Raw genomic sequence first — 23057 nt, 5'->3', positions numbered from 1 at the left:
TGCAGTAAGAAAATACATACGTTTTAACTGTTTTCACAACAAAAATTATTTACCTTTAAAAGGTGTTTATATATTCCGCAAAAATTAAATTAATGAAAAGTGTTTATTTTATAAATAAGGGATTACTTGTTTCTTTTATTATCCTATTTGTAAACTTTTCAAATGTATATTCCCAAACAGAAAACAGCAATGGAGAATTAAAATTAAACTCTAATTTTAATTCTCAAAGTCCTGAATATATTGATTCTCTTTTAACACATGCTAAAAATCTAATTCGTACTAATCCTGATAGCACCTCTATTCTATTAAAGAAAGCTTATGATCTAAGTATTAAAACGAAATACAATGCTGGAGAAAGTAGAGCTTTATCAACCTACGGTTATTATTATTTTGAAAATGGAGAAGTAGAAAAAGCATATGAACATAATATGAATGCTTTAAAGATTGCTACACAATATAATTTGGGTAAAGAAAAACTTACTGCTTTAAATAATATGGCTCTTGATTATACTTTACAAGGTGAAGAAGCAAAAGCTTTAACAAAGTTCTTAGAAGCGCTAACTGTTGCAAAAGAAATTGAAGATATTGATATGATGGTTGGCCTTAATGTTAATATAGCAAACTTATACAGCACTAATGGAGATTTTGAAACATCATTAACTTTTTTAGAAATTGCCAAAAAGTTAAATAAGGAGCATAACAAAGATGAAATTTTCGCATATGCAGTTTTAAATATGGCTTCGGTTTACTCACAAATTGGTAACAATGAAGAGGCGTTGAGTTTGGTAGATAAAAGTATTGATTTTTTTGAAAAAGAAAAAAGTATTGATTGGTTGTCACATGCCTATGAATTTAAAAGCTCCGTGCTTATTAAACAAGAAAAATATAAAGAAGCATTAGTATTACTAAAAAAATCAGAAAAATTGTGCGACGAAATCGACTTTAAATTTGGTTACACATCTGTATATAATAATTTATCCTTATGCTATTTAGAACTTGATAATTTGAAATTAGCTGAAGAATATGCTTTAAAATGTTTAGCTATTTCTACTGAATTAAATATTTCCTCAGTTATTAAAGAAGCTAACTTAATTCTTTCTAAAACATACCACGAAAAAGGTAACGATAAATTAGCATATGAATACCAAGCCAAATATCAGAAGCTTTATGAAGAAGCATCTAAGGAGAAATTTAAAAAAGGCTTAGGTATTTTACGTAGTAAAATGAAATATGAAAATGAAAAGGCGCAACTAATTAAAGACCAAAATAAAGCAATTGCAAAGCAAAAAAATTACGTGTATTTGGCTATAGTAGCTTTTTTAATCGTTTGCCTAATATTAGCTTTGTTATACAGAACCAGTAAACTACAAGCAAAACATACCAAAGAACTTCAACAAAAACAAAAAGTTTTATTACAGCATGAAGCTGAACTAAGTGAATCAAACAATACGAAAAATAAGTTGTTTTCTATTATTGCACATGATTTAAAAGGACCTATAAACTCTTTTCTTTTATTAATGAAAATGTCTTTGGATGAAACGATTAGTATTGATGAATTTAAAGCACTTTTCCCCAAAGCAATTCATGATATACAAGGTATTTCAGATATGCTAAATAACCTATTAGTTTGGGCAAACTCTCAAATGGAAGGAATAACACTTAAACAGGTTAATATTGATATCTATAAAAATGCTACTAAAACAATTTCATTACTAGAGCCTATTGCCAAAAAGAAAGAAATTAATATTATAAACAAAATACAAAAAAACACAATCAGTTTTAGTGACAGAAATCATTTAAATATTATAATTAGAAACCTAATTAGTAATGCTATAAAGTTTACGAATATAGAAGGTGAAATTAAAATTAATTCCATAGAAAATGAGGATTCTATTCAAATACAAATTTCAGATAATGGTATTGGAATGGATGAAGAAACACTTGTAAACCTCTTTGAAAGAAAACACATGAAATCTACATATGGTACTAATAATGAAAAAGGTACAGGATTAGGCCTATCAATATGTAAAGAAATGGTAGAAAGTAATGGCGGTAAAATATGGGCAAAAAGTATTGTGACAGAAGGTACTAGCATCTACTTTACAGTGCCTAAAAAAATGAATAGTGTTGCTTAGACTAAGCTTTACAAAACCGACAAAATTATAGTATTTATTTTTTTTATAAAAAGCCAATTTCGTAAAAATAAGTATTGTTTTTTATTCACATTACAATTATTTTCCGTTCATCGAATTTCTCTAATAAAATTTTAATAGCCACGTTGTAGGAGAAAAACCTACACATATGAGAACTCAATTAAAATTTAGTATTTCCGTTTTATTTTTAATAATGATGAAAATTCATTATGTACAATCACAATCGTATTGTGATTCAAATCCAGTTGATATTCATGGCAACTTAAGTGTCTCTGGAAATAGAATTGTAGATCAAAATAATACTGCAGTTAGTTTTGCTGGTAATAGTTTATTTTGGTCAAACACCACTTGGGGTGGTGAAAAGTTTTATAATTCAGATGTTGTCTCCACTTTAAAAAATGACTGGAACACCACTATTGTAAGGGCTGCAATGGGGGTTGAAGATTATGGTGGTTACTTATCTGATACTACAAATAAGGATAGAGTAACAACTGTTGTTGATGCTGCAATTAGCGAAGGCTTATATGTAATTATAGACTGGCATTCACACAATGCAGAAAGCTACCAACAAGATGCTATTGACTTTTTTAAAGAAATGGCTATAAAATATGGAGACTACCCCAATGTAATTTATGAAATTTACAATGAACCTATTTATTCTTCTTGGTCTAATGATATTAAACCTTATGCAGAAGCTGTAATTTCTGAAATTAGAGCAATTGACTCAGATAATTTAATTATAGTAGGTACACCTACATGGTCACAAGATGTAGACGTAGCTTCTGCAGACCCTATTACAACTAGTACAAACATTGCCTATACGTTACACTTTTATGCTGGCACACATGGGGCTAGTTATAGAGCTAAAGCACAAACAGCATTAGATAATGGTGTTGCATTAATGGTTACGGAATGGGGTACTGTTGATGCAAGTGGTGATGGTAGTGTTAATAGTACAGCTACTGATGAATGGATGGATTTTTTATCAGAAAACCACATTAGCCATTTAAATTGGTCTGTTAATGATAAAAGCGAAGGAGCTTCAATCTTAAATTCTGGTGCTTCGCAATATGGTGGTTGGTCAGATTCTGATTTGACAGCATCAGGACTAAAAGTAAAAAGTATTATAGCGTCTTGGGCGCAGTACTGTGATGGAGAACCTATTGAAGAAACTCCAATTGAATACGTAACAATACCCGCAAAAATTGAAGCTGAAGATTATGTAAGTGCCTCAGGTATTCAAACGGAAATTTCTAGTGATACTGATGGTGGTGAAAATGTTGGATATATTGATACAGATGATTTTTTAACTTATAACGTAAACGTAACTACTGCCGGCGAATATGCTATTAATTTTAGATTAGCATCTAGTACAAATGGTAGTAGTTTTGATATTTATTCTGAAAACACATTAATTAGTAGTATTAGTAGTAATGCAACCGGAGGTTGGCAAACATGGGAAACTGTTTCTACAACAGTATCATTACCTGAAGGAGAACAATCTATAAAAATATTGGCTACTGGAACAGGTTGGAATATCAATTGGTTAGAATTTTCGGACGATATTGACTCTGAAGAAGAAATTGAAGAGGAAGAGGAAGAAGAAGAAAATAACGAGACATTGAACTGTAACGATATAGCTACATGGTCTTCTACTGCTGTATATTCTGAAGCAGGTACTCGCGTTGTTTATGATAATAATATTTATGAAAATAAATGGTACACAGTAAATCAAGACCCTGTTGAAAACTCAGTTAATTCTTGGGATTTGTGGACATTATTGGGTAGTTGTGATACTACTACTTTAACTAGTATTACAAGCAAAGCTAGTATTGCAGAAGATTCTATTGAATTAGTAGACACTATAGAAGTATACCAAGAATCTACCACGGTTTTGACTATAAACGTGGAAAATGTAAGTGACTACTCTAAATTATTGATATTTAATATTCAAGGAAGGCTTGTACATTCTCAAAACTTATTAAATAACACGTCTAATATTTCAATAGGTAATTTTAAAAGTGGTGTTTTCTTTTTAAAATTTTCTGGTCTAAAATCTAAAACAAAAAGTTTTTATATTAAGAAATAGAATATAAAACTCCTCAATTATTTTATAAAAAAAACCGCGATGCTAAACATCGCGGTTTTACTTTTAACAATTATGAAGTTATACTAATACCCATCATTTTGAACCATATTAGAGTTGGCATCAATCTCATCATCAGTTATTGGGTATGCAAATAAATTATTTGGATACGTTAATGTACCTGACAACGTTTCGGTAGAATTATAATAATCAACATCTGATTCTGTTCTCATCATATCATCAAATCTGAACCCTTCAAATATTAACTCTTTTCTTCTTTCTAATAAAATATCATCTTTAGTCACAGAAGTATAAGCCTCTTCGCCTCTATTTAATGCGATCATATTTAAAGTACTTACAGCATCAGCACCTGTTTCTAATAATGCTTCCGCATAATTCAAAATAACTTCCTCATATCTAAATAAAGGAATATTATCTGTACCTGTAGATGTGTCTGGAAATTTGTTCATGTTTCTTAATACAGTACCATCTAGTTGATATCCTAAAATTCCTAAACGAACATCATCTTCATCATACAAATCAAATACGTCTGACATAGCTTGAACATCACCATAACCATCATCGTCATCATCTGAAGCATAACGATAAATATATGCTAATGAACTTGATGAAAGGTTATCTGTAGCACTAAAGGCTAACTCAAACAGTACATTACTCCCTCCATCACTAGACCAACTAGAGACATAACTATCAGCATCAATTACAGAATATAAACCTGAATTTATAACTTCTTCTGCTGCGGCCAATGCTCTGTCCCAGTCTTCAAAATATATGGCAACTCTTGATTCTAATGCTTTAGCTACATATTTACCTACAAATACATTAGAATCGTCATATGAAGAATCCATCATATCAAAAGCTGTTTCTACATCAGAATAAATTTGTGCTTTTGTTTCCTCAATCGTATTTCTTGAAGGATCTAAATTATCACCATCATATTCAGTCATTATTGGCACTCCTAAATCACCATCTGCATGTTGCTGTCCATAAGTTTTTAGTAAATCGTAGTGTGCAAGTGCTCTAATTATCAAGGCTTGCCCTTGTAAATAACTTCCATAATCTGAATCACCTTCTAAAGTTGATAAATCTTGATTTATTACAATATTACAATTAGCTATTAAATTGTATGCATTATCCCAAATAAAATCATTTGAAGAACTATAAAGAAAAGAAGATTGCGTAGTAAACCTTCCTGAATTACCATTAGAAAAGCAATTATCAGAACGAACTTCGTTTACAGCAATTAAATCACGACCATAATATTCTGATTCGGTTAAAATATCATATAATCCACTTGCTAAACTATATAAGTTATCTACCGAAGTAATTGCTTCATCAGTCTCTTTATTTTCAGATAAGGTTGGATCTAAATCTTCTGTTGTACAGGCTGTAATAAACAATATCACTGCGCCAATTATATATTTTATATTTTTCATCATTTAATTTATATTAAAAATTTAAGTTAACACCTAATGATATTGTTCTTGTAGGCGGAGTTTCCAAACCTAATACGCCATCTAAATCAACCTCAGGATCTTGTTCTAAATAATCATCTTTTACCCAAGTATATAAGTTGTTACCTCTAACAAATATGTCTATTTTTTTCATTCCAATTTTCTCTACAGCTACTAATGGTAAATCATACCCAAAGGTTAATGATCTTAACCTAAAGAAATCGCCTTCATGTAAATATTTAGAATGAGATTGCCATGAGCTATAAGAAGATGTTACTTTACCATTTCTTGCTTCATCACCAACTTCTTGCCATCTATCCATTAATGATGCGTAACCATTATATGCAAATGTTGAGTAAGCATTTGTCTCATTTAAATACAAATGCCATCCTTCATAAACCTTATTACCACCAGAATAATAACCGCTTGCATTTAAGTAAACACCTTTATAGCGAAAATTTAAGTTAAGGCCAGCAGTAATTGTTGGCACTCCATTTTCTCCTTGAAACACTGAAGCCGCTGAATTATAATCTGTAGTAGTTTCACCATCAACACCATTAATGTACCACTCTTCATTACCTGTATCAGAATTAACTCCAGCCCAAGTTGGCATATACCACTCTGTGACTGTATGACCAGTTTCTATTCTTGTTCTAGTTGTAGTAAGTGTTCTTTCAGCTCCATTTGTATCTGTAGGTAGTTCAGTTACCCTATTTTTTACAGTAGATAAATTACCTCCCATACTAAATTGAACGTCTTCAGTATTGATAATATTGAAATTCAAATCAACCTCGAAGCCCTTATTGGTTAAAGCTCCTAAGTTTTGTGTCTGACTGCTAAAACCTGTTGTAAATGATAATGGCACATCATATAATAAATCACTTGACTTACGATTAAAATAACCAAAACTACCAGATACTATATTTTGAAACAACCCAAATTCAACAGCTATATCTAATGTTTTAGATATCTCCCATGAAAGTTCGTCATTACCATAATTAGACCATTGTGCAACTCCTGATCCACTATAATTTGAAGTATAACCAATAAGCGATTGGTATTGATTTTCATCAATATCAGAATTACCTGTAACACCATAAGAAGCTCGCAACTTAAGATTATTGACCACTGTAACATTATCCATAAAATCTTCTTTTGAAATATTCCATGCACTACCAACAGACCAAAAATCACCCCATCTGTTATCTTCTTGAAAAAGAGAACTACCCTCTCTTCTATACGATAAATCTAAAATGTATTTGCCACCAAAAGCACTATATTTAGCCATAGCTAAATATGCACCAACGTACCAATCAGATGTACTAGAAGTAATTGAAGTGGGTGTACCAACACTTATTAAATTATACAATCCAGAATCTGCAAAACTTTCACCAGAACCACCTAAAAAATAATATCTATTCGCTTGGTATTCTTGTAATATTTTAAAATCAAAAACATGATCTTCTGAAAGCTCTAAATTATAATCAATGTAATTTTGAATTACATAATATGCATTAGTTCTATCATACTGTGTAGCATCACCTGAAGTGGCAGCACCATAGCCATATTCTGTATTTGAATAATTTCTGAAATTATACAATTGAAAATCTACATTTAAAACAGTTCCATAAGAAAGATGATCTGTAATTTTATAGTTCAAAGAGTTATTAGTAACAATTCTTGTAAATCTATTTTCAGTAATATCGTTTTCAACCAAATAAAGAGGGTTTGGTAATGAACCTGAAAATTCATTTATTGAACCGTCATCGTTATATGGCAATTCCAAAGGAGACATAAAAAAACGAGCTGTTCTTGGGCTAGAAAAATAAGCACTACCTTCTAAAAAGGCTTCTTGTGTAGAATAAGTTCCTGAGTTATTAGAACTAAATTTTAACCGTGGTGTTAAATCTTTAGTAAAATTAAGTGAAGCTGACAATCTTTCGTAACCAGTACCAATAGTTGTTCCTTCTTGGTTTAAGTATCCTAAAGAACCAAAAAATGTATGCCCTTCACTTCCACCAGATGCAGAAATACTATGCTGTTGAATTGGAGCATCTTTATTGTAAGTAACATCTCCCCAATTACCTTCTGGTCTACCATTTGCATCCCATTCAGCCCAATCGTCAGTACTTAAAAGGTAATCTTGAGCTTCTTGTTCTGAACTAAAATAACCGTCATTATAGTATGCTTCCGCTTGTAATTCAAACCTATTAGCTGCAGTTAACATTTCAACATCTTTTACCGCATTATTTTGAAAACCGTAAATAGAATTTATTTGAAATTTTGTTTCCCCTGCTTTACCACTTTTTGTTGTTATCAAAACAACACCGTTAGATCCTCTGGCTCCATATTGTGCAGTAGAAGCCGCATCTTTTAGTACAGTAATAGATTCAATATTATTATTATCTAAACCTGATAATGCTGATAATGAACCATAAGCATCATCACTAGTAACACTACCGCTATTTACAGGAACACCATCAACTACATATAAAGGAGAACTACCTGCTGTAATTGAGCTAATACCTCTAATTCGAATATCGCTTATTGACCCTGGAGTACCAGAAGTTGTTGAAATTGCTAAACCAGAAACATTACCTTGTAATGCTTGATCTACTGAAGCGGAAGTAATTTGACCTAGTTTTTTTGAATCAACTTTAACAACAGAACCTGTAATATCTGATCTTTTTTGAGAGGTATACCCTGTTACAATAACCTCTTCTAAGGATTCAGCATCTTCTAATAATACTACATTAATTACTGTAGACTCACTAACTGTTTTTTCAACAGTTTTTTGTCCTACATAACTAAACCTTAATACTTGACCTGTGTTTACACTTATTGTGTAATTACCATCAAAATCTGTTTGTGTTCCGTTAGTAGTGCCTACAACTACTACAGAAACTCCTGGTAAAGGTAGACCTGACTGATCTACTACATTACCCGTAATCGTTTTTTCTTGTCCAAAAGAAAAACTCATTAGTAACACCAATATAGGTGTTAACATCGCCTTCAATTTTAAATTCATTTAAATAGTTTTTAATTAATTAGTCAACAACAAATCTTAGTATTTTATTAATGTTATCTTAATACAATAAGTGAATGAAGCTTTCCTATCTATTAAAAAGTAGTTTTAATCAATGAAATTTATCATTGAAATGTTAACACCTACAAGCTTATATTTACAAATATATTTAAGTGTTTAATTTTCAAAAAAGTACGTAAGAAAATACCTTTAAATTAAACTTTGATGACATTCGAAGTATTACAACTTAAAATATAAGGCATAAAAAAAAGCTTATAGTATAATTTATAAGCTTCATTTTTCTTAAATACATTACTACTATTTCAGTTCATAATTCTCTAATATCCCTAAAACCATTTTAGCAGAATTAACAGCAGCTATTTTTACAAATTTGAAATAATCGGTATGGGCATTTGTATTAGCATTATCACTACAACTTCGTATAATAACATAAGGTATTTGTTGCATGCTACATAATTGTGCAACTGCGGCACCTTCCATTTCTGTTGCAAGGGCATTAAAATTTGTGTACAGTTCTTTCGCTTTTATTGCATCACTTACAAAAGTGTCACCTGTAGCAATAGTTCCTATATAAAATTTTGGAGAATTACCATTTACTGGTTTTAAGTTTATTGAGTTTGACAACATTTTACTTGCTTCTAATAGGTCAGCATCCACATTTAAGTATAATGTATTTTTTTCATTGTTTTTAACTAAATTTCGTGTGGGCCATGTATTAAAGGTACCGTCTTGTAACTGTCCAAAATCATATTGCACCATTTTATCTGCAATAACAATATCACCTGGTAAAATATCAGGATGTAAACCACCAGCAACTCCTGTAAAAACAAGTGCTTCAATTTTAAAATTAGCCATTAGTATTGCTGTACTATACGCTGCGTTTACTTTACCAATTCCAGATTTTAATAGTACTACTTTTTTCTTCTTAAGCTTTCCTATATAAAAAGTAACTCCGTTTTTATTTACTTCTTTCTTATTTTTTAGTGCTTCTTTTAATAATTCAATTTCTTCATCCATAGCACCCATTATTGCTATTCGTTGTGCTTGTAATGAGCAAACTATAAAAAATACAATTAGAAATAGTGATTTTTTCAAAGCCATATGAATATTAGTGATAAAAGATTTATTATAAGTAATACTAAGTTAATTTCATCTTTTTTACCAGTGAAAAATTTAAGTAGTGTCCAACTTAAAAAACCAAATATAATACCTGTAGTAATACTATACGTTAATGGCATAAGAACCATGGTGAAAAATACAGGAATGGCTTCGTCGGGTAAGCTCCAATTAATTTTTGTTAGCGGTTTCATCATAAAAGACCCCACCAAAACTAAGGCAATAGAACTAGCTATAGTTGGTACTATTGATAATAATGGAGAAAAGAACAGAAAGGGCAAAAATAAAAGTCCTGCTGTAATTGCTGTTAATCCTGTTTTTCCTCCCTCGCGTATACCAACTGCAGATTCAATATAAACGGTTCCTGAACTTGTGCCTACAAGCCCAGAAAAGAGTGTGGTTATTGCATCAACTAATAGAGATTTTTTTAAATTTCTCGGGTTTCCTTCTTTGTCTTTATAACCTGAGGCTTCTGCTAAACCCACAAATGTTGAAATACTATCAAACAAATCAGTAAAAGCAAATACAAAAATAATGGGTAAAAATGCATATTGAATTGAATCAATCAAATTCGCTTTTAAAAACAAACTAAAATCGGGCATAGCAAAAACACCTTTGTAATTTACAATTGTTGATGTTCCAAAGTTAACTGAAGAAGCATCACCCCACCAACGACCAATTGGCCACGCTATAAGTGTTGTAAATAAAATACCAATAACCATTGCTCCAGTCACTTTTCTAGCAATTAAAATAGCTGTAGTGATTAAGCCAAGTAAAAAAGTAAGTATTATTGGGTCTTTTAAAGAACCTATATGAACCAGTGTAACAGGATCACTAATTACAAAACCTGCATTTTGAAAACCAATAAAACAAATAAAAAGTCCTATTCCTGAGGCTATTGCATAACGCAATGCATTAGGTATTGCACACACAATTTTATCTCTAACTTTTAAAACACTAAGTATTAAAAAAAATACTCCTGACCAAAAAACAGCACCAAGCGCAGCTTCATAACTAAGTCCTAAACCCAAAACTGCCGTATATGTAAAAAAAGCATTTATTCCCATTCCCGGAGCTATTACAAAAGGATTTTTTGCATACAACCCCATAGCTATGCTACCAAATGAACATACTAAAACTGTTGAGGTAACTACTGCCGAAAATGGCATACCTGCTTTTGAAAGTATTGCAGGGTTAACTATTATGATGTAAAAAGTAGCCAGAAATGAACTTATTCCTGCTAAAATTTCTGTCCGGATAAATTTATGAGATGTTTTCAAGAAAATTAAAATAACAAGAATCATTTGCTTTTACACACTTTTAGCTTCTAAATCTTGTTTAATTATTAAATAGACAATGAAAAGAATGTATTTTAGTAAATAGATATAAAATACAAGTATTTTATTTAAAAAATAAATTTTGAAAAACTCATAGTACTTAAAAAACACTTATAGTTTATATAGATATTAAGCGAATTAAAACTTATAAATTTTATTAGGATACTTACTTTTGTAACCCTTATTTAACAATCAACTTATTTTGAATCAAAACTTGTAATTAATAACAGAATTATGACTTACGAACATTACTTATATGATTATTTAGTTGAAAGTGGTATAACAGAAACCATGGCTAAGTATATTAATATGATTGCTTTACTGGTTATGTTAATTATGATAGTTTTTTTAATCGACTTTTTAGTTCGTAAAATTCTTGTTCGCTTTTTTATACAATTTGCGGTTAAAACAAAAAACAATTTTGATAATTTACTTATTAAAAATAAAGCTCCTGATTATATTGCACATATAATTCCACTTATAATTGCTTTAGAGCTTATCCCCTATGTTTTTACTGATTTTCCATATTTTGAAAATATGGTTGAAAAAGGGTTTCAAGTTTTTGCTATTATACTAACCCTATGGATTGTTAGAAGCATTTTACATACTTTAAAAAACTACTTTAAAACCTTACCAAGTTTAAAAGATAAACCTATAGATAGCTATATTCAAGTATTTATGATTTTTGCTTGGACTATTGGTATACTCTCTGCAATTGCGATTATCACCGGTATAGAGTTTATAAAATTTATTACAACTCTAGGTGCCGCTTCAGCTGTTGTAATTCTAATATTTAAAGATACCATTTTGGGGTTCGTTGCAAGTATTCAAGTAGCCATAAACGATATGGTGCGAATTAGTGATTGGATAACTTTTGAAAAATATGGTGCTGATGGTGCTGTTATTGAAATCAATTTATCAACAGTAAAAGTCCAGAATTTTGACAAAACAATTACTACAATACCAACATACGCTTTAATTTCAGATTCGTTTAAAAACTGGCGAGGAATGGAAAGTTCTGACGGAAGACGAATTAAAAGAGCTTTAAATATTAGATTAAATAGCGTTCATTACTTGGAGGCTATAGAGTTAGAAAAACTAAAAAAAATAGCATTAATATCGTCTTATTTAACTACTAAAGAGTCTGATATTGAAACGTATAATTCTAAAAATAATATAGATAAAGAATTACTTTTAAACGGTAGAAATTTGACTAATATTGGAGTTTTTAGAAAGTATGTTGAAACATATATTGAACACCACTCAGGAATTAACAAAGATATGACCATTATGGTGCGACAATTAGCACCAACTACACAAGGTATTCCTATAGAAATTTATGCTTTTAGTAGTGATAAACGCTGGAAAAATTACGAGTATATTATGGCCGATATTTTTGACCATGTAATTGCTGCTGTTCCGTATTTTAATTTAGAGATTTTTGAATTACCAACTAAGATTGAAACACACTAACATTTAAAACGTTATTCCATTAAATTTGCTTTAAACCAAAAATCAATTGATATATCTTCCGGTTTATCATCATGATCGGGTCTAACGCCACCTTGGCCTCCGCCACTTTGTCTTCCTAGTCCGCCTCCGCCTCCAGGTCCACCACCTTGGCCTCCACCAGAACCTCCGTCTTGACCGCCTCCGCCAATGCTAAAGTTAGAATTTGAATCTATTGAGTCATTATCATCGTCCATTTCAGTAGTTACAATACCAATTGAGAGTTTAGATAAAGTTTTAGTATTTAAGGATATATTTTTTAAAGGCATTATAAGTTTATACAACAATGTGTTTGTTTGCTCATCAAAACTGTAAGTAATCGTAATGCCCAAATTATTTAGGTCTAAATGAAATTCCTCTTCATAATTATCATGGTTGTAATTAGCCATTTTAGGCATACGCAAGATTAATTCAGCAATCTCTGGATCTTGCATTTCATTTTCAGCACCTTCACTTTTAACACTGTTAAAATTACTGTCTTCGTTACGTCTTTCAGGTCTTTGTGGTAGCGTTACTTCTGATGGATATTGTACAGAAATTTTCTTCTTTTTCTTCCCTTTAACATCAAAATAAACATTAAAACCTCGATGTAACATTGATAACATTGTAGGTTGATCAATAGTACTGAGCTGTACATATATATTATCAGAATCAGTAAATGAACTGTATGTAATATTATCTTGTATTGGTAGGTTTATTTCTTGTGCATTTATATTTATAAAACATAAAATTGAAGTAATAAAGACTGAAAATCGGATGTTTACCACAGGTATTTTCATTGTATATATTTAAACTATTAATTATAAACCTATACAATAAATAATATCAAATTTGAGACTTTCAGCGAATATGGTTTAGTTATTGGTAAATATAGAATTACACCTGTATTTAAAAACTCTGATTAAAATATAAAAAACCAAATTTGAGTTGTAAGTTGATGTATTTATCTTAGTTTACTAATTATAAGATTACATCTTTAGCTAATTTAAAACTATAAAAAACTCCTGAGGTATTATCTGGTTTTAAACCAATAGAAATTTCACCATCTAATTTTTCGATGATTGATTTCACTCTAGCTAAGCCAAGACCTATATTACTATTATTCTCAATGTCAATTGTCTCAAACATTACAAAGACTTTATTCCAGTACTTTTTTGAAATACCAGAACTATTATCTTCAAAAGTAAAATTATAGTAACGATTACTATCTTCAAAGGTTAACTTTACTTCAACTTCTTTTTTAATAGAAAACTTAACTGAATTAGTTAAAAACTCTTGGATTATTTGAATAAAACTATTTAATGAATGTTCAATAAAAACATCACAATTTTCAGAGTCAAATTTAATATTTTTGAACTGTGAAGTGTCTTCAATTATTTTAGAAATCTCATCATTTATATTAAAAGATTTCATGTGAACTTCAGTATTAATTACATTGTTATAATTAATGAGTCCGTTTATAGATGACTCCATATAGCTAGCTCGTTCTTGGATAATATCTAAATATTCAGTCACATCAGTATCTTTAAAAAGATTTGTGTAATCTTCTTTTATAAACCCCACAACAGAACTTATGCCTAATAAAGGTGTTTTTAAATCATGAGCTAAACGATAAGTTAATTGCTTTAGTTGATCATTTTTATTTTCTAACCTTTTATTAATTACCTCGTAATTAATATTTTGCTTTCTAATTTCTAATTGTGCAACTACTTGGCTTGCTAAATCTCTTAAACTAGTTTTCTGTTGCTCGGTAAATTCTTTTCGGGGTTTGGTATCGATTACACATAACGTACCTAACGTATGCCCATCATTTGTATTTAAAGGTGCTCCCGCATAAAATTGAACTTTAGGTCCACCAGTAACTAAAGGGTTATCAAAAAACCTAGTATCTTTTTTAGAATCTTTTACAATAAATAAATCTTCAGGATAATTAATTGCGTGTGCGCAAAAAGCTACTTCCCGAGGTGTTTCAGTAGCATCAATTCCGTAATGAGATTTAAACCATTGCCTTTCATCATCAACTAATGAAACCAATGCCATAGGAGCATCACATATAACAGCTGCTATACGGGTAATAGCATCATACTCTTTTTCCTCTAACGTATCTAGAATATTGTAACTACGCAACGCTTTTATACGCTCAACTTCATTTTCTGGAATTTCAGGACTAACCATTTATTCAAATATTTAAAACAAAAGTAAGAAAAAACCTACTTAACTAAATTAAATAACGTTCTATTTTAGAGATTATTACTTTTAAGGTAACAGCTTCAAAACAATCTGAATTAATGAGATTGAATAAGTCATAATTTATGAACTTCAAATTGTGTCACAAAATTATCATCTATAACTTTATAACTATTTGTACAATATACATGATCAATAGTCTCCTTTAACTCATCAAAGCCGTAATTAAATTGTGCGTGTGTAACATACAAATATACTTTTGATGCTCCTTGGTTTTTTAAGGCTTCTGCTAAAAACTTGAATGTTCTTCCTCCATCAGCTAAATCATCAACTATTAAGCATTCTTTACCTTTTACATCACCTTGAATACTAATGATAGGTGCTCCGTTTACTCTTACTTTGTTTGATGGTATTAAATCTGCATTTAACTTTTCTGCAATTTCATGTGTTGATTTATAAGCACCAGCATCAGGACTTACCAATACTGGATTTCCTATTGCATTAAATGCTTTTTCTACAAATGAGAAATGAGATGATTTTTCTGATTTATCTATTAATGCTAATGAAATTGGGCTATGAGGGTGTAAAATAGAAACTTTATCAAATTGCATTGAATTAATAAAATTAGCTATAATCTTTAAATCAAATGATTCGCCTTTGTTAAAACGTCTATCAGATCGCTGACCAATTAAACAAAAAATGGTAAGTTTTGCTATTGCTGTTTTATTTTCAGAATTCTCTGCATCCCAAGCTTCTTTTATGGTAGCAACTCTAAATAAATCTTCGTAACTATTTCCACGGATTTTAATATCTAAATTTCCATTTTCTATAACTTTAGCAGTTACTTGTCCATCTTTAAATTTCTTTATTTCGTATTTCATAACTAAATATTTAAAGATTTTTATTAATTGACTCTCTAATTTCTTGAATGGTAACCTGATTTAAAAACTTTCCGTTTTCATAAATTACTTGTAACTCACCCTTGTTTTCTTCTTCAGGACTAACTTGATCAACTAACACATATTCATCATCAATCAAATTAACTTTTATTAGGCCTTTAGCAGACTTTTTAACACCATCATCTGTAATTGGATCTTTAAAAATCTCTCTACGTTCTCCATTTACAACCACAGAAGTAGCTTTCATGGCAAAACCAAAAGTATCTCTAGTATTAAATTGATAAGTGAAAGAGCCAATACCTAAAACTACGTTAGTTGTTGCAAAACCTTTATCATGTAATCGTTTACAAATATTTTCTGCTCTTTCCGTAGTAATACTATCTCCATAAATGGCACCAATATGGCCATCTAAAACTTTAAAACCTTGTTCGTTTACTGTACCTCCAAAAATATCCCAAAGTAATTCAACTACACCTTTATCTTTAGGTGTTTCCCCTCCTAATGATTGGTCTTCACCACAAATAATATCAACAGGATCTCCAGAATCTGGTCGAATTACTAGTTTACCATCACGAGATAAAACTTCTTCTTTTAATTCTGGTAAATAAACGGTTAATACCTTCCATAAATCCCAAGTATCACTAACAACAGATAAAATTCCAGTTGGGTAAGTTGTCATTAGAGCTCTAAAAGTTCCCAATTCATCATCTTTTGTACCTGCACACATTACAGAATGTTCTGTAGCATTTACTGAACCTACCACAAAACCTTTTGCGTTGTAATACTGGCGAAAACTGCTAATTATTGGTAAGGTGTCTGACCCTAAAAATACGGCTCCATGTCCCATACCTGATGATATTGCACTTTGCAAACCGCCCATACCTCTCATAGAAAAATCGTGACCTTGAAAATCAATAAACGCAAGATTATCTTTATCCGTTAGTAAAGTCCATTTTTTGAAAATTCTTTTATAACACAACGCTATTGAAGCCGATGTCATAGGTTGCCACAACATAGTTGACAAAATGGTTTCTAAAAAATTTGTAATCCAATAGAATTTTTTATCAGTATTAACAACAGTTACCATGGGCACTCTAATAGGTACTTCTACCCCTTCTGGTAATGATTTTACCTTAATTGGCAAATACTGTAAATCATGTAATTCCTCATAATGTGTAACATCATAATCTGTACCCAAATACATAGATAATTCTTCTTTTAACTCATTACAGATAGATACTTTTGGTTTAGAGAAAAAATTATCATCAAAAAAATCATGCAACCACTTAAAAACATATTGTTGACCAAATGAAACTACTTTATCACAGCCCTTAGGTGCATATTTATTGCTTCTCGGTGTCCAGTTAGAATAAACTTCTTCTGTTCCTTTTGGGTATTGTTGGTGATGTCCTGTTTTGTAACCGTCTGTTAATAATAATCCGTTCATAATTATTTTATTTGATGTTTTATTTAAAAACCTTATTCGGTTTTGGTTGATAATTACTTCTCTTTTAAACTTGAAAACTATAACGTTGATTACTTTTTTTTATTGGTAACCTAATTATACAAGTAAAAAAATTAATTTGCGTAATTATTACGCAAATGTAAAACAATTTTCTAGAATACAAAATGTAATTTGTGTTTATTTTACACAAAAATGGATTTTAAATAATTAAATATCGAATATGATACCTTCTTCTTTCAATTTAAAGTAACGTTTGTTATTGAATTTAAATAGGTTAGCTGGTCGGCCTGACCCTTTAGAGAATTTTTCATCTAACTCATCTAATACGTTAAGACTTAATATTTTTTTTCTAAAATTGCGTCTATCAATAGGCCTACCTAATAAAGTTGTATATAGTTTTTCTAAATCAGAGAAAGGAAACTTAACGTCTAAAAGCTCGAAACCTATAGGTTCATAAGTAATCTTTGCTTGTAACCGAGCAATAGCTATTCTTAAAATTTCAGAATGATCAAAAGAAAGTTCTGGAAGTGTCTCTATATTAAACCATTGCACTTCTTCGGCATCTGTAGAAGCAAAAATTTTGAAAGCACTTGGTTTAATTAATCCGAAATATGCAACTGACACTACCCTACTCCTAGGGTCCCTTTTGGGTTCTCCAAAAGTGTAAAGCTGTTCTAAATAATTAATTTCAATACCTGTTTCTTCTCGTAGTTCTCTTGCTACAGCCTCTTCTAATGACTCATTATTTAAAACAAAACCGCCAGGAATAGCCCATTTCCCTTTAAAAGGATCATATTTTCTTTTAATGAGTAGTACGGAGATAACCCCTGATTCGTAGCCAAAAACTACAGCATCTACAGAAAGTTGAATTGATTGTTGCATACTATGCGTGTATTTTACGCTAAAATATAAAATATAAATATGTAGCTTTATTAATTTACTGTTTATAAATTAAGATTAATCACTAATTGAAGATTAAAAAATTACTTTTGCTTAATACTTAATCTTTTACAATGCACTACAAAGCGCTATTAATCTTTTTCTTATTTACAATTTTATCTGTTAACGCTCAAAAAAGATATATTGATTATTATTTTGAAAATACTGAAAGTAAAACATACACATATGCCATTAGAAAAACAGATAGTTTAAAACTAGATATATACCAACCTGTGAATGATACTTTAAGTAAAAGACCTTTATTTATAATTGTACATGCTGGTGGTTTTAATAGTGGAGCAAGAAATGACAAATCATTGGTTTCATTAGCTTCTAAAATAACTAAAAAAGGCTTTGTAGTCGCATCAATTGATTATAGACTTTTAGGTAATAAAGAAAGTATTAATTGTGATTTCTCTTCTAAAAAAGCTTTAAAAGTATATTCAAATGCTAAACATGATGTACTTGATGCTCTTTTATTTTTAACCAATTATAAAAGTGATTTTAAAATTGATACTTCTAAAATTATTCTATTTGGTTCTAGTGCCGGTGCTGAGACCGTATTAAATATTGCTTATAATTTTCCTACTTCGGCTAAGTATAAAAATATTAATATAACTGCTTTAATTTCAATTTCTGGTGCATTATTAGATAGTAATATTATCAATAAAAATAATGCTATACCTAGTGTATTTTATCATGGTGTTAACGATAAAATTGTCCCTTATTATACTGGTTCTCATTACTATTGCTCAAAAGAAGAACCTGGCTATATCAAAATGGATGGTTCTAAAATGATATCTGACAAACTTGAAAATCTTGATATGAGTTTTATGATGTATAGCTATAAAAACGAAGGCCATGACATGAGCAATTTACTCCATCAAGATTTTGAAGATGCATTTATATTTTTAAACAAAACTGTTTTTAATAATGAAAATTATCAAGTTAAATTGATTAAGTAAGTATTTAATAATCAAGTTTTTACAAGACCGTAATTCTAACTTTCTTCTTTTTTAAACGACTGTTATTTAGCCTGTTTACTAATGAGCTTGCACTACTCAATGGTACTGCCACAAAAGCACAATCTTGTTTTAGCTCAATTGTACCCAATTGTTCTTTAGTTAAACCACCTTGTTTAAAAAATAAACCTGCAATATCACCTTTTGAAATCTTATCTTTTCTACCTCCAGATATAAATAAAGTTTCCCAATACTGAGGCTTGTGAGCTGCTTTTTTAGAAACCCCTACTCCTTTTACGTCTTTAATAAATGGCGGTAATTTTTCATCTTGCCATTTTAAAATATAAGCAGTTCCTTTAGAGTTTACCCTTGCAGTACGGCCGTTTCTATGAATAAATTCTTCCTCAAACCTTGGCAATTCATAATGAATAATATAATTCATTTCGGGAATATCAATACCTCTAGCAGCTAAATCCGTAGCTATTAAAACTTGACTAGTTCCATTTCTAAATTTAATTAACGCTCGCTCTCTTTCTTTCTGCTCCATTCCACCAGAAAAACAAGTATGGCTAATCTTATTTCGTTGTAAAAATGAACTAACTTGATCTATACTTTCTCTTAAATTACAGAAAACTATTCCTTGTTTGTTACCAATATGTAAAAGTAGCTCTAATAAAGTTTTCGATTTATTTTTATCAGGAGAAACTACAGTTTTTATAGCTAATTGTGAGGTTCTTTTTTCTTTTAGATAATTAACAATTTCTGGTTTATCTAACCGAACAAAGCCAGGAACCTTAACGCCTTGTGTTGCTGAAGTTAAAATTCGCTTATTGATGCTAGGTAGATATTCTAATATAGCTTTCATTTCATCTTCAAAACCATTTTCTAATGACTTGTCAAACTCGTCTAAAACAAGCGTTTTTATGTATTTAGTTGCAAAACGATCATTACTAAAATGGTCTAAAATACGCCCCGGAGTACCAATTAAAATTGTTGGATTATGTTTTAATTCTATTTTATCTTTAGACATTGGTCTGCCACCATATACTGCGTTTACTTTATAACCAGAGCCCATAGACCTAATAACCTGTTCAATTTGAATAGCCAACTCTCTTGATGGTACAATTACTAATGCTTGAACTTCTTCTAATTCCGGGTTAAGAAAGTTTAATAATGGTAAAGAAAAAGCTAAGGTTTTTCCTGTTCCTGTAGGTGATAGAATAATTGAATTTGTAGCTGTTTCAATAACTGAAACAGCTTCTTTTTGCATTGGATTTAGCTGTGTGATATTAAGTTTTGCTAAAATAGTTGCTTGATCTTTAATTGTATTTGCCATGACTTATTTCTTTTTAGAAGCCTGAGGCTTTGTTGTAGCAGTACTATTTTGAGCTAAGTAATTGGCCAATACTTTCTCAACCAATTCTTCTTTTGTTAAATGATGAAATACAGTGTTTATTTTTTCTTTAAACTCAGCAGATACTTCGCGGTTTGGTTTCGTTTTAAATATCTTTTTAGCCCATAACAAAGCATTATTTTCTTCAATACTCTGAGCATTTGCCTTTTTAAATTTATGAAACTTAAGTCCTAATTCTTGTTCAAATTCAGGAATTTCTTCTTCTTCTTCTTTTTGAATAATAGTTATTGAAAGTCCTTTCGCTCCTGCCCTAGCCGTTCGTCCACTTCTATGCACGTAAGCATCATACGTATCAGGTAAATGATAATTAACTACATAAGCAATATCTTTCACATCAATACCACGAGCTGCTAAATCTGTTGCAACAAGAATATCAATATGACCTTCTCTAAATTGCCCCATAATACGGTCACGTATGGCTTGCGTTAAGCTACCGTGTATGGCTCCTGAAGAGAATTTATTAATGGCTAAGTTTTTTGCCAATTTATTAACGGCAGCTTTTGTTTTACAAAATATAATACCGCGTTGTCCTTCTTTAGAATTTAAAAAATGAAGCAATACTTCTAGCTTTTCAATTGGCTCAACAACAATATATTGGTGGTCAATACCTTTATGCCCCATTGTTGCCATATCAGCCTCAATATGTACTACGTGCTTAGACATGTAGTTCTGAACCAACTGTTTTATAGTTCCTGGCATTGTAGCTGTAAACAAAAAAGTCCTTCTAGTTTTAGGAATATCTTTAATGATAAGATCTAAATCTTTTTTTAAAGCACTAACCATTTCATCAGCTTCATCTAAAACTAAATATTTTAAATTTTTAAGACTGATGGCTTCGCGTTTCATTAAATCAACCAAACGGCCCGGGGTTGCTACTGCTATATGGGTTGTACTTTTTAAACGTTCAATTTGTGGTTTTATCGGTATGCCACCACAAAGTGATACTATTTCAATTTCAGGACAAAAAGATGCATAAGAAACTAAGTTTGCATAAATCTGTTGCCCTAGTTCTCTTGTTGGTGCTAATATTAAAGTTTGTATTTTAGTAGTATCAACCTTTACCATTTGTAATAAAGGCAAACCAAAAGCAGCAGTTTTTCCTGTTCCTGTTTTTGCTAAAACCACAAGATCTTCTTTCTGATTTAAAACAATAGGAACACTCTTTTTTTGAATATCCGTTGGTTCAGAAATTTGCAAAGCTGCTAAACCTTGTTGTAATTGTTTGTGAATACCTAAATCTGAAAAGGGTTTTGACATTGTTTATTTTTTGTGCAAAGATAAACACTCTTTCATCAGGGGAACTTATATGAAAAATTATGTTGGTTAAATTTTAATATACAGTGATTTACTTAAAAAAATAGAGAAAATGTATTTTATAACACTTAATTATAAATATTCACCTAATTACCTGCTGTTATATTAGGAATACTTATATATAATAAATAAGTTTGAGTGTCTACACAAAAATTTACGTAGTAGACTTTTACATAAAACGAATACTTAATGTCTATTAAATCTACTCTAAAAACTTTACTTCTTTTATTATCTATTATTTTAGTTGGTTGTTCTGCTGATCAATCAATTGCTGACATTAATGAAGAATTAGACAGTACAGCATTAACTTCAAGCTCTTTAAGTAATTTCTATTTTGGTAATTTAGAAATTGAAGAAAGCTGGAATGCTGCGGTAAATAGTAATGGTACATACAGTACAACTTCACACACCATAGACCTTTCTAATACCGTTGATGAAGCATATTTTTATGAAAATTCAGATGGTGACCAACTAAATTTAAAATGTAAAGCCGAAGATGGCCGTAGAGCAGAGTTTAAAGAACCAAGTGGAGAAGAAGGTCCATTAACTCAGTATAGAAAAATTGATTTTACAGCTGTATATTTTAGTATTCCTGAAAATGGCGTTACCATTGCACAAGTGCATAACAGAGGTGATGGAGGAGGAAAACCTTTATTTAGATTAGAATTAGAAGCTGACGGAACTTTAAAAACCGTATTACGAGACTTACCTAACGGAACCTCTACAACTGATACAAATTCAATACCTGATTTTATTTATGATGAAGGTGATAGCATACGAATTATTTTAAAGAAAGATAACGGCTTAGTTTATTTAAAAATTAGACAAAATAGTGAATGGGTTATCAATACCACTTTTGAAGCCCCGGAAGCTTGGAACGTAAGTAATGTCAAAGATTTTTATTATTTAAAAGCAGGTGTTTATACTGAGGGTAATGATGAAGAAGCTAGAGTAAAATATAAGAAATTTAAAATATCTTACTAAATACAACTACTTTTAACGCAAAAAGGCAACTTTATAAAGTTACCTTTTTTATTATTGATCTATTTAATATACAATATCAGAATCTTGATTTCCATCATCATCTGACTATTATTTTAAAAGTGTATAACCATACTATCGTCGCAAAGTCTAACAGTAGTAGTAGTAGTAGTA

General features: G+C 30.4%; 16 protein-coding genes. 5 read left to right on the top strand and 11 right to left on the bottom strand.

What is annotated here, in order from left to right:
• Window positions 1-92: 92 nt before the first annotated feature.
• Entirely contained in the window at window positions 93-2135 is a 2043-nt protein-coding gene (locus tag KO500_RS07700; RefSeq protein WP_215955940.1) for a tetratricopeptide repeat-containing sensor histidine kinase, read from the top strand.
• A gap of 166 nt (window positions 2136-2301) precedes the next feature.
• On the top strand, window positions 2302-4242 hold the full coding sequence (locus KO500_RS07695; protein ID WP_215955939.1) for a cellulase family glycosylhydrolase: 1941 nt from the start codon (window positions 2302-2304) through the stop codon (window positions 4240-4242).
• Between the two features lie 83 nt (window positions 4243-4325).
• Here the strand turns inward: KO500_RS07695 and KO500_RS07690 are convergent, their stop codons facing one another.
• The 4 genes from KO500_RS07690 to KO500_RS07675 all read right to left on the bottom strand — a co-directional run bounded on the left by KO500_RS07690 (window position 4326) and on the right by KO500_RS07675 (window position 11180).
• Window positions 4326-5699: a RagB/SusD family nutrient uptake outer membrane protein gene (locus tag KO500_RS07690; protein WP_252732447.1), complete on the bottom strand. Its 1374-nt coding sequence runs from the start codon at window positions 5697-5699 to the stop codon at window positions 4326-4328.
• Between the two features lie 10 nt (window positions 5700-5709).
• The gene (locus tag KO500_RS07685) at window positions 5710-8742 is read right to left on the bottom strand and encodes a SusC/RagA family TonB-linked outer membrane protein (protein ID WP_252732446.1); all 3033 of its coding nucleotides are present in this window, start codon (window positions 8740-8742) and stop codon (window positions 5710-5712) included.
• 315 nt (window positions 8743-9057) lie between these two features.
• The gene (locus tag KO500_RS07680; RefSeq protein WP_215955938.1) at window positions 9058-9855 is read right to left on the bottom strand and encodes a 5'-methylthioadenosine/adenosylhomocysteine nucleosidase; all 798 of its coding nucleotides are present in this window, start codon (window positions 9853-9855) and stop codon (window positions 9058-9060) included.
• Window positions 9852-11180, bottom strand: a complete 1329-nt coding sequence (locus tag KO500_RS07675) for an NCS2 family permease (protein ID WP_215955937.1) — start codon at window positions 11178-11180, stop codon at window positions 9852-9854. Before KO500_RS07675 ends, KO500_RS07680 begins: the two co-directional genes overlap by 4 nt.
• 267 nt (window positions 11181-11447) lie before the next feature.
• Here KO500_RS07675 and KO500_RS07670 point away from each other — a divergent pair, with 267 nt between their 5' ends.
• Window positions 11448-12686, top strand: coding sequence for a mechanosensitive ion channel family protein (locus KO500_RS07670; protein WP_215955936.1), 1239 nt, complete (start codon window positions 11448-11450; stop codon window positions 12684-12686).
• An 11-nt stretch (window positions 12687-12697) separates the two neighbouring features.
• Here the strand turns inward: KO500_RS07670 and KO500_RS07665 are convergent, their stop codons facing one another.
• The 5 genes from KO500_RS07665 to KO500_RS07645 form a co-directional block, all read right to left on the bottom strand.
• Window positions 12698-13501 carry a hypothetical protein gene (locus KO500_RS07665; RefSeq protein ID WP_215955935.1) on the bottom strand — a complete coding sequence of 268 codons (804 nt, stop codon included), beginning with the start codon at window positions 13499-13501 and terminating at the stop codon, window positions 12698-12700.
• Window positions 13502-13682: 181 nt separating this feature from the next.
• A complete protein-coding gene (locus KO500_RS07660) occupies window positions 13683-14897 on the bottom strand; it encodes a sensor histidine kinase (RefSeq protein WP_215955934.1) in 1215 nt (404 codons plus the stop codon).
• Between the two features lie 128 nt (window positions 14898-15025).
• Entirely contained in the window at window positions 15026-15790 is a 765-nt protein-coding gene (locus KO500_RS07655) for a phosphoribosyltransferase family protein (RefSeq protein WP_215955933.1), read from the bottom strand.
• A 10-nt stretch (window positions 15791-15800) separates the two neighbouring features.
• On the bottom strand, window positions 15801-17255 hold the full coding sequence (locus KO500_RS07650; protein ID WP_215955932.1) for a nicotinate phosphoribosyltransferase: 1455 nt from the start codon (window positions 17253-17255) through the stop codon (window positions 15801-15803).
• Window positions 17256-17480: 225 nt separating this feature from the next.
• Complete coding sequence (locus tag KO500_RS07645; RefSeq protein WP_215955931.1) at window positions 17481-18155, bottom strand: NUDIX hydrolase; 675 nt, start codon at window positions 18153-18155, stop codon at window positions 17481-17483.
• 131 nt (window positions 18156-18286) lie between these two features.
• On the opposite strand from KO500_RS07645, the gene KO500_RS07640 reads away from it, so the two are divergent.
• The gene (locus KO500_RS07640) at window positions 18287-19177 is read left to right on the top strand and encodes a carboxylesterase family protein (RefSeq protein ID WP_215955930.1); all 891 of its coding nucleotides are present in this window, start codon (window positions 18287-18289) and stop codon (window positions 19175-19177) included.
• A gap of 19 nt (window positions 19178-19196) precedes the next feature.
• On the opposite strand, the gene KO500_RS07635 is transcribed toward KO500_RS07640, so the two are convergent.
• Window positions 19197-20510: a DEAD/DEAH box helicase gene (locus tag KO500_RS07635; RefSeq protein ID WP_215955929.1), complete on the bottom strand. Its 1314-nt coding sequence runs from the start codon at window positions 20508-20510 to the stop codon at window positions 19197-19199.
• 3 nt (window positions 20511-20513) lie between these two features.
• On the bottom strand, window positions 20514-21845 hold the full coding sequence (locus KO500_RS07630) for a DEAD/DEAH box helicase (RefSeq protein ID WP_215955928.1): 1332 nt from the start codon (window positions 21843-21845) through the stop codon (window positions 20514-20516).
• Window positions 21846-22091: 246 nt separating this feature from the next.
• Between KO500_RS07630 and KO500_RS07625 the strand changes: the two genes are divergently transcribed.
• Window positions 22092-22886 carry a polysaccharide lyase family 7 protein gene (locus tag KO500_RS07625; protein ID WP_215955927.1) on the top strand — a complete coding sequence of 265 codons (795 nt, stop codon included), beginning with the start codon at window positions 22092-22094 and terminating at the stop codon, window positions 22884-22886.
• Window positions 22887-23057 lie beyond the last annotated feature (171 nt).

The sequence above is a fragment of the Cellulophaga baltica genome, assembly GCF_018861125.1.
Lineage (GTDB): Bacteria > Bacteroidota > Bacteroidia > Flavobacteriales > Flavobacteriaceae > Cellulophaga > Cellulophaga baltica_A.
The sequence above is the reverse complement of the archived record's forward strand: the minus strand, read 5'-3'. Positions and strand labels throughout refer to the sequence as shown.

Coding starts and splice junctions, on each gene's coding strand:
- KO500_RS07700 (WP_215955940.1), top strand. CDS start 93: ATGAAAAGTGTTTATTTTATAAATAAGGGATTACTTGTTTCTTTTATT.
- KO500_RS07695 (WP_215955939.1), top strand. CDS start 2,302: ATGAGAACTCAATTAAAATTTAGTATTTCCGTTTTATTTTTAATAATG.
- KO500_RS07690 (WP_252732447.1), bottom strand. CDS start 5,699: ATGATGAAAAATATAAAATATATAATTGGCGCAGTGATATTGTTTATT.
- KO500_RS07685 (WP_252732446.1), bottom strand. CDS start 8,742: ATGAATTTAAAATTGAAGGCGATGTTAACACCTATATTGGTGTTACTA.
- KO500_RS07675 (WP_215955937.1), bottom strand. CDS start 11,180: ATGATTCTTGTTATTTTAATTTTCTTGAAAACATCTCATAAATTTATC.
- KO500_RS07670 (WP_215955936.1), top strand. CDS start 11,448: ATGACTTACGAACATTACTTATATGATTATTTAGTTGAAAGTGGTATA.
- KO500_RS07665 (WP_215955935.1), bottom strand. CDS start 13,501: ATGAAAATACCTGTGGTAAACATCCGATTTTCAGTCTTTATTACTTCA.
- KO500_RS07660 (WP_215955934.1), bottom strand. CDS start 14,897: ATGGTTAGTCCTGAAATTCCAGAAAATGAAGTTGAGCGTATAAAAGCG.
- KO500_RS07655 (WP_215955933.1), bottom strand. CDS start 15,790: ATGAAATACGAAATAAAGAAATTTAAAGATGGACAAGTAACTGCTAAA.
- KO500_RS07650 (WP_215955932.1), bottom strand. CDS start 17,255: ATGAACGGATTATTATTAACAGACGGTTACAAAACAGGACATCACCAA.
- KO500_RS07645 (WP_215955931.1), bottom strand. CDS start 18,155: ATGCAACAATCAATTCAACTTTCTGTAGATGCTGTAGTTTTTGGCTAC.
- KO500_RS07640 (WP_215955930.1), top strand. CDS start 18,287: ATGCACTACAAAGCGCTATTAATCTTTTTCTTATTTACAATTTTATCT.
- KO500_RS07635 (WP_215955929.1), bottom strand. CDS start 20,510: ATGGCAAATACAATTAAAGATCAAGCAACTATTTTAGCAAAACTTAAT.
- KO500_RS07630 (WP_215955928.1), bottom strand. CDS start 21,845: ATGTCAAAACCCTTTTCAGATTTAGGTATTCACAAACAATTACAACAA.
- KO500_RS07625 (WP_215955927.1), top strand. CDS start 22,092: ATGTCTATTAAATCTACTCTAAAAACTTTACTTCTTTTATTATCTATT.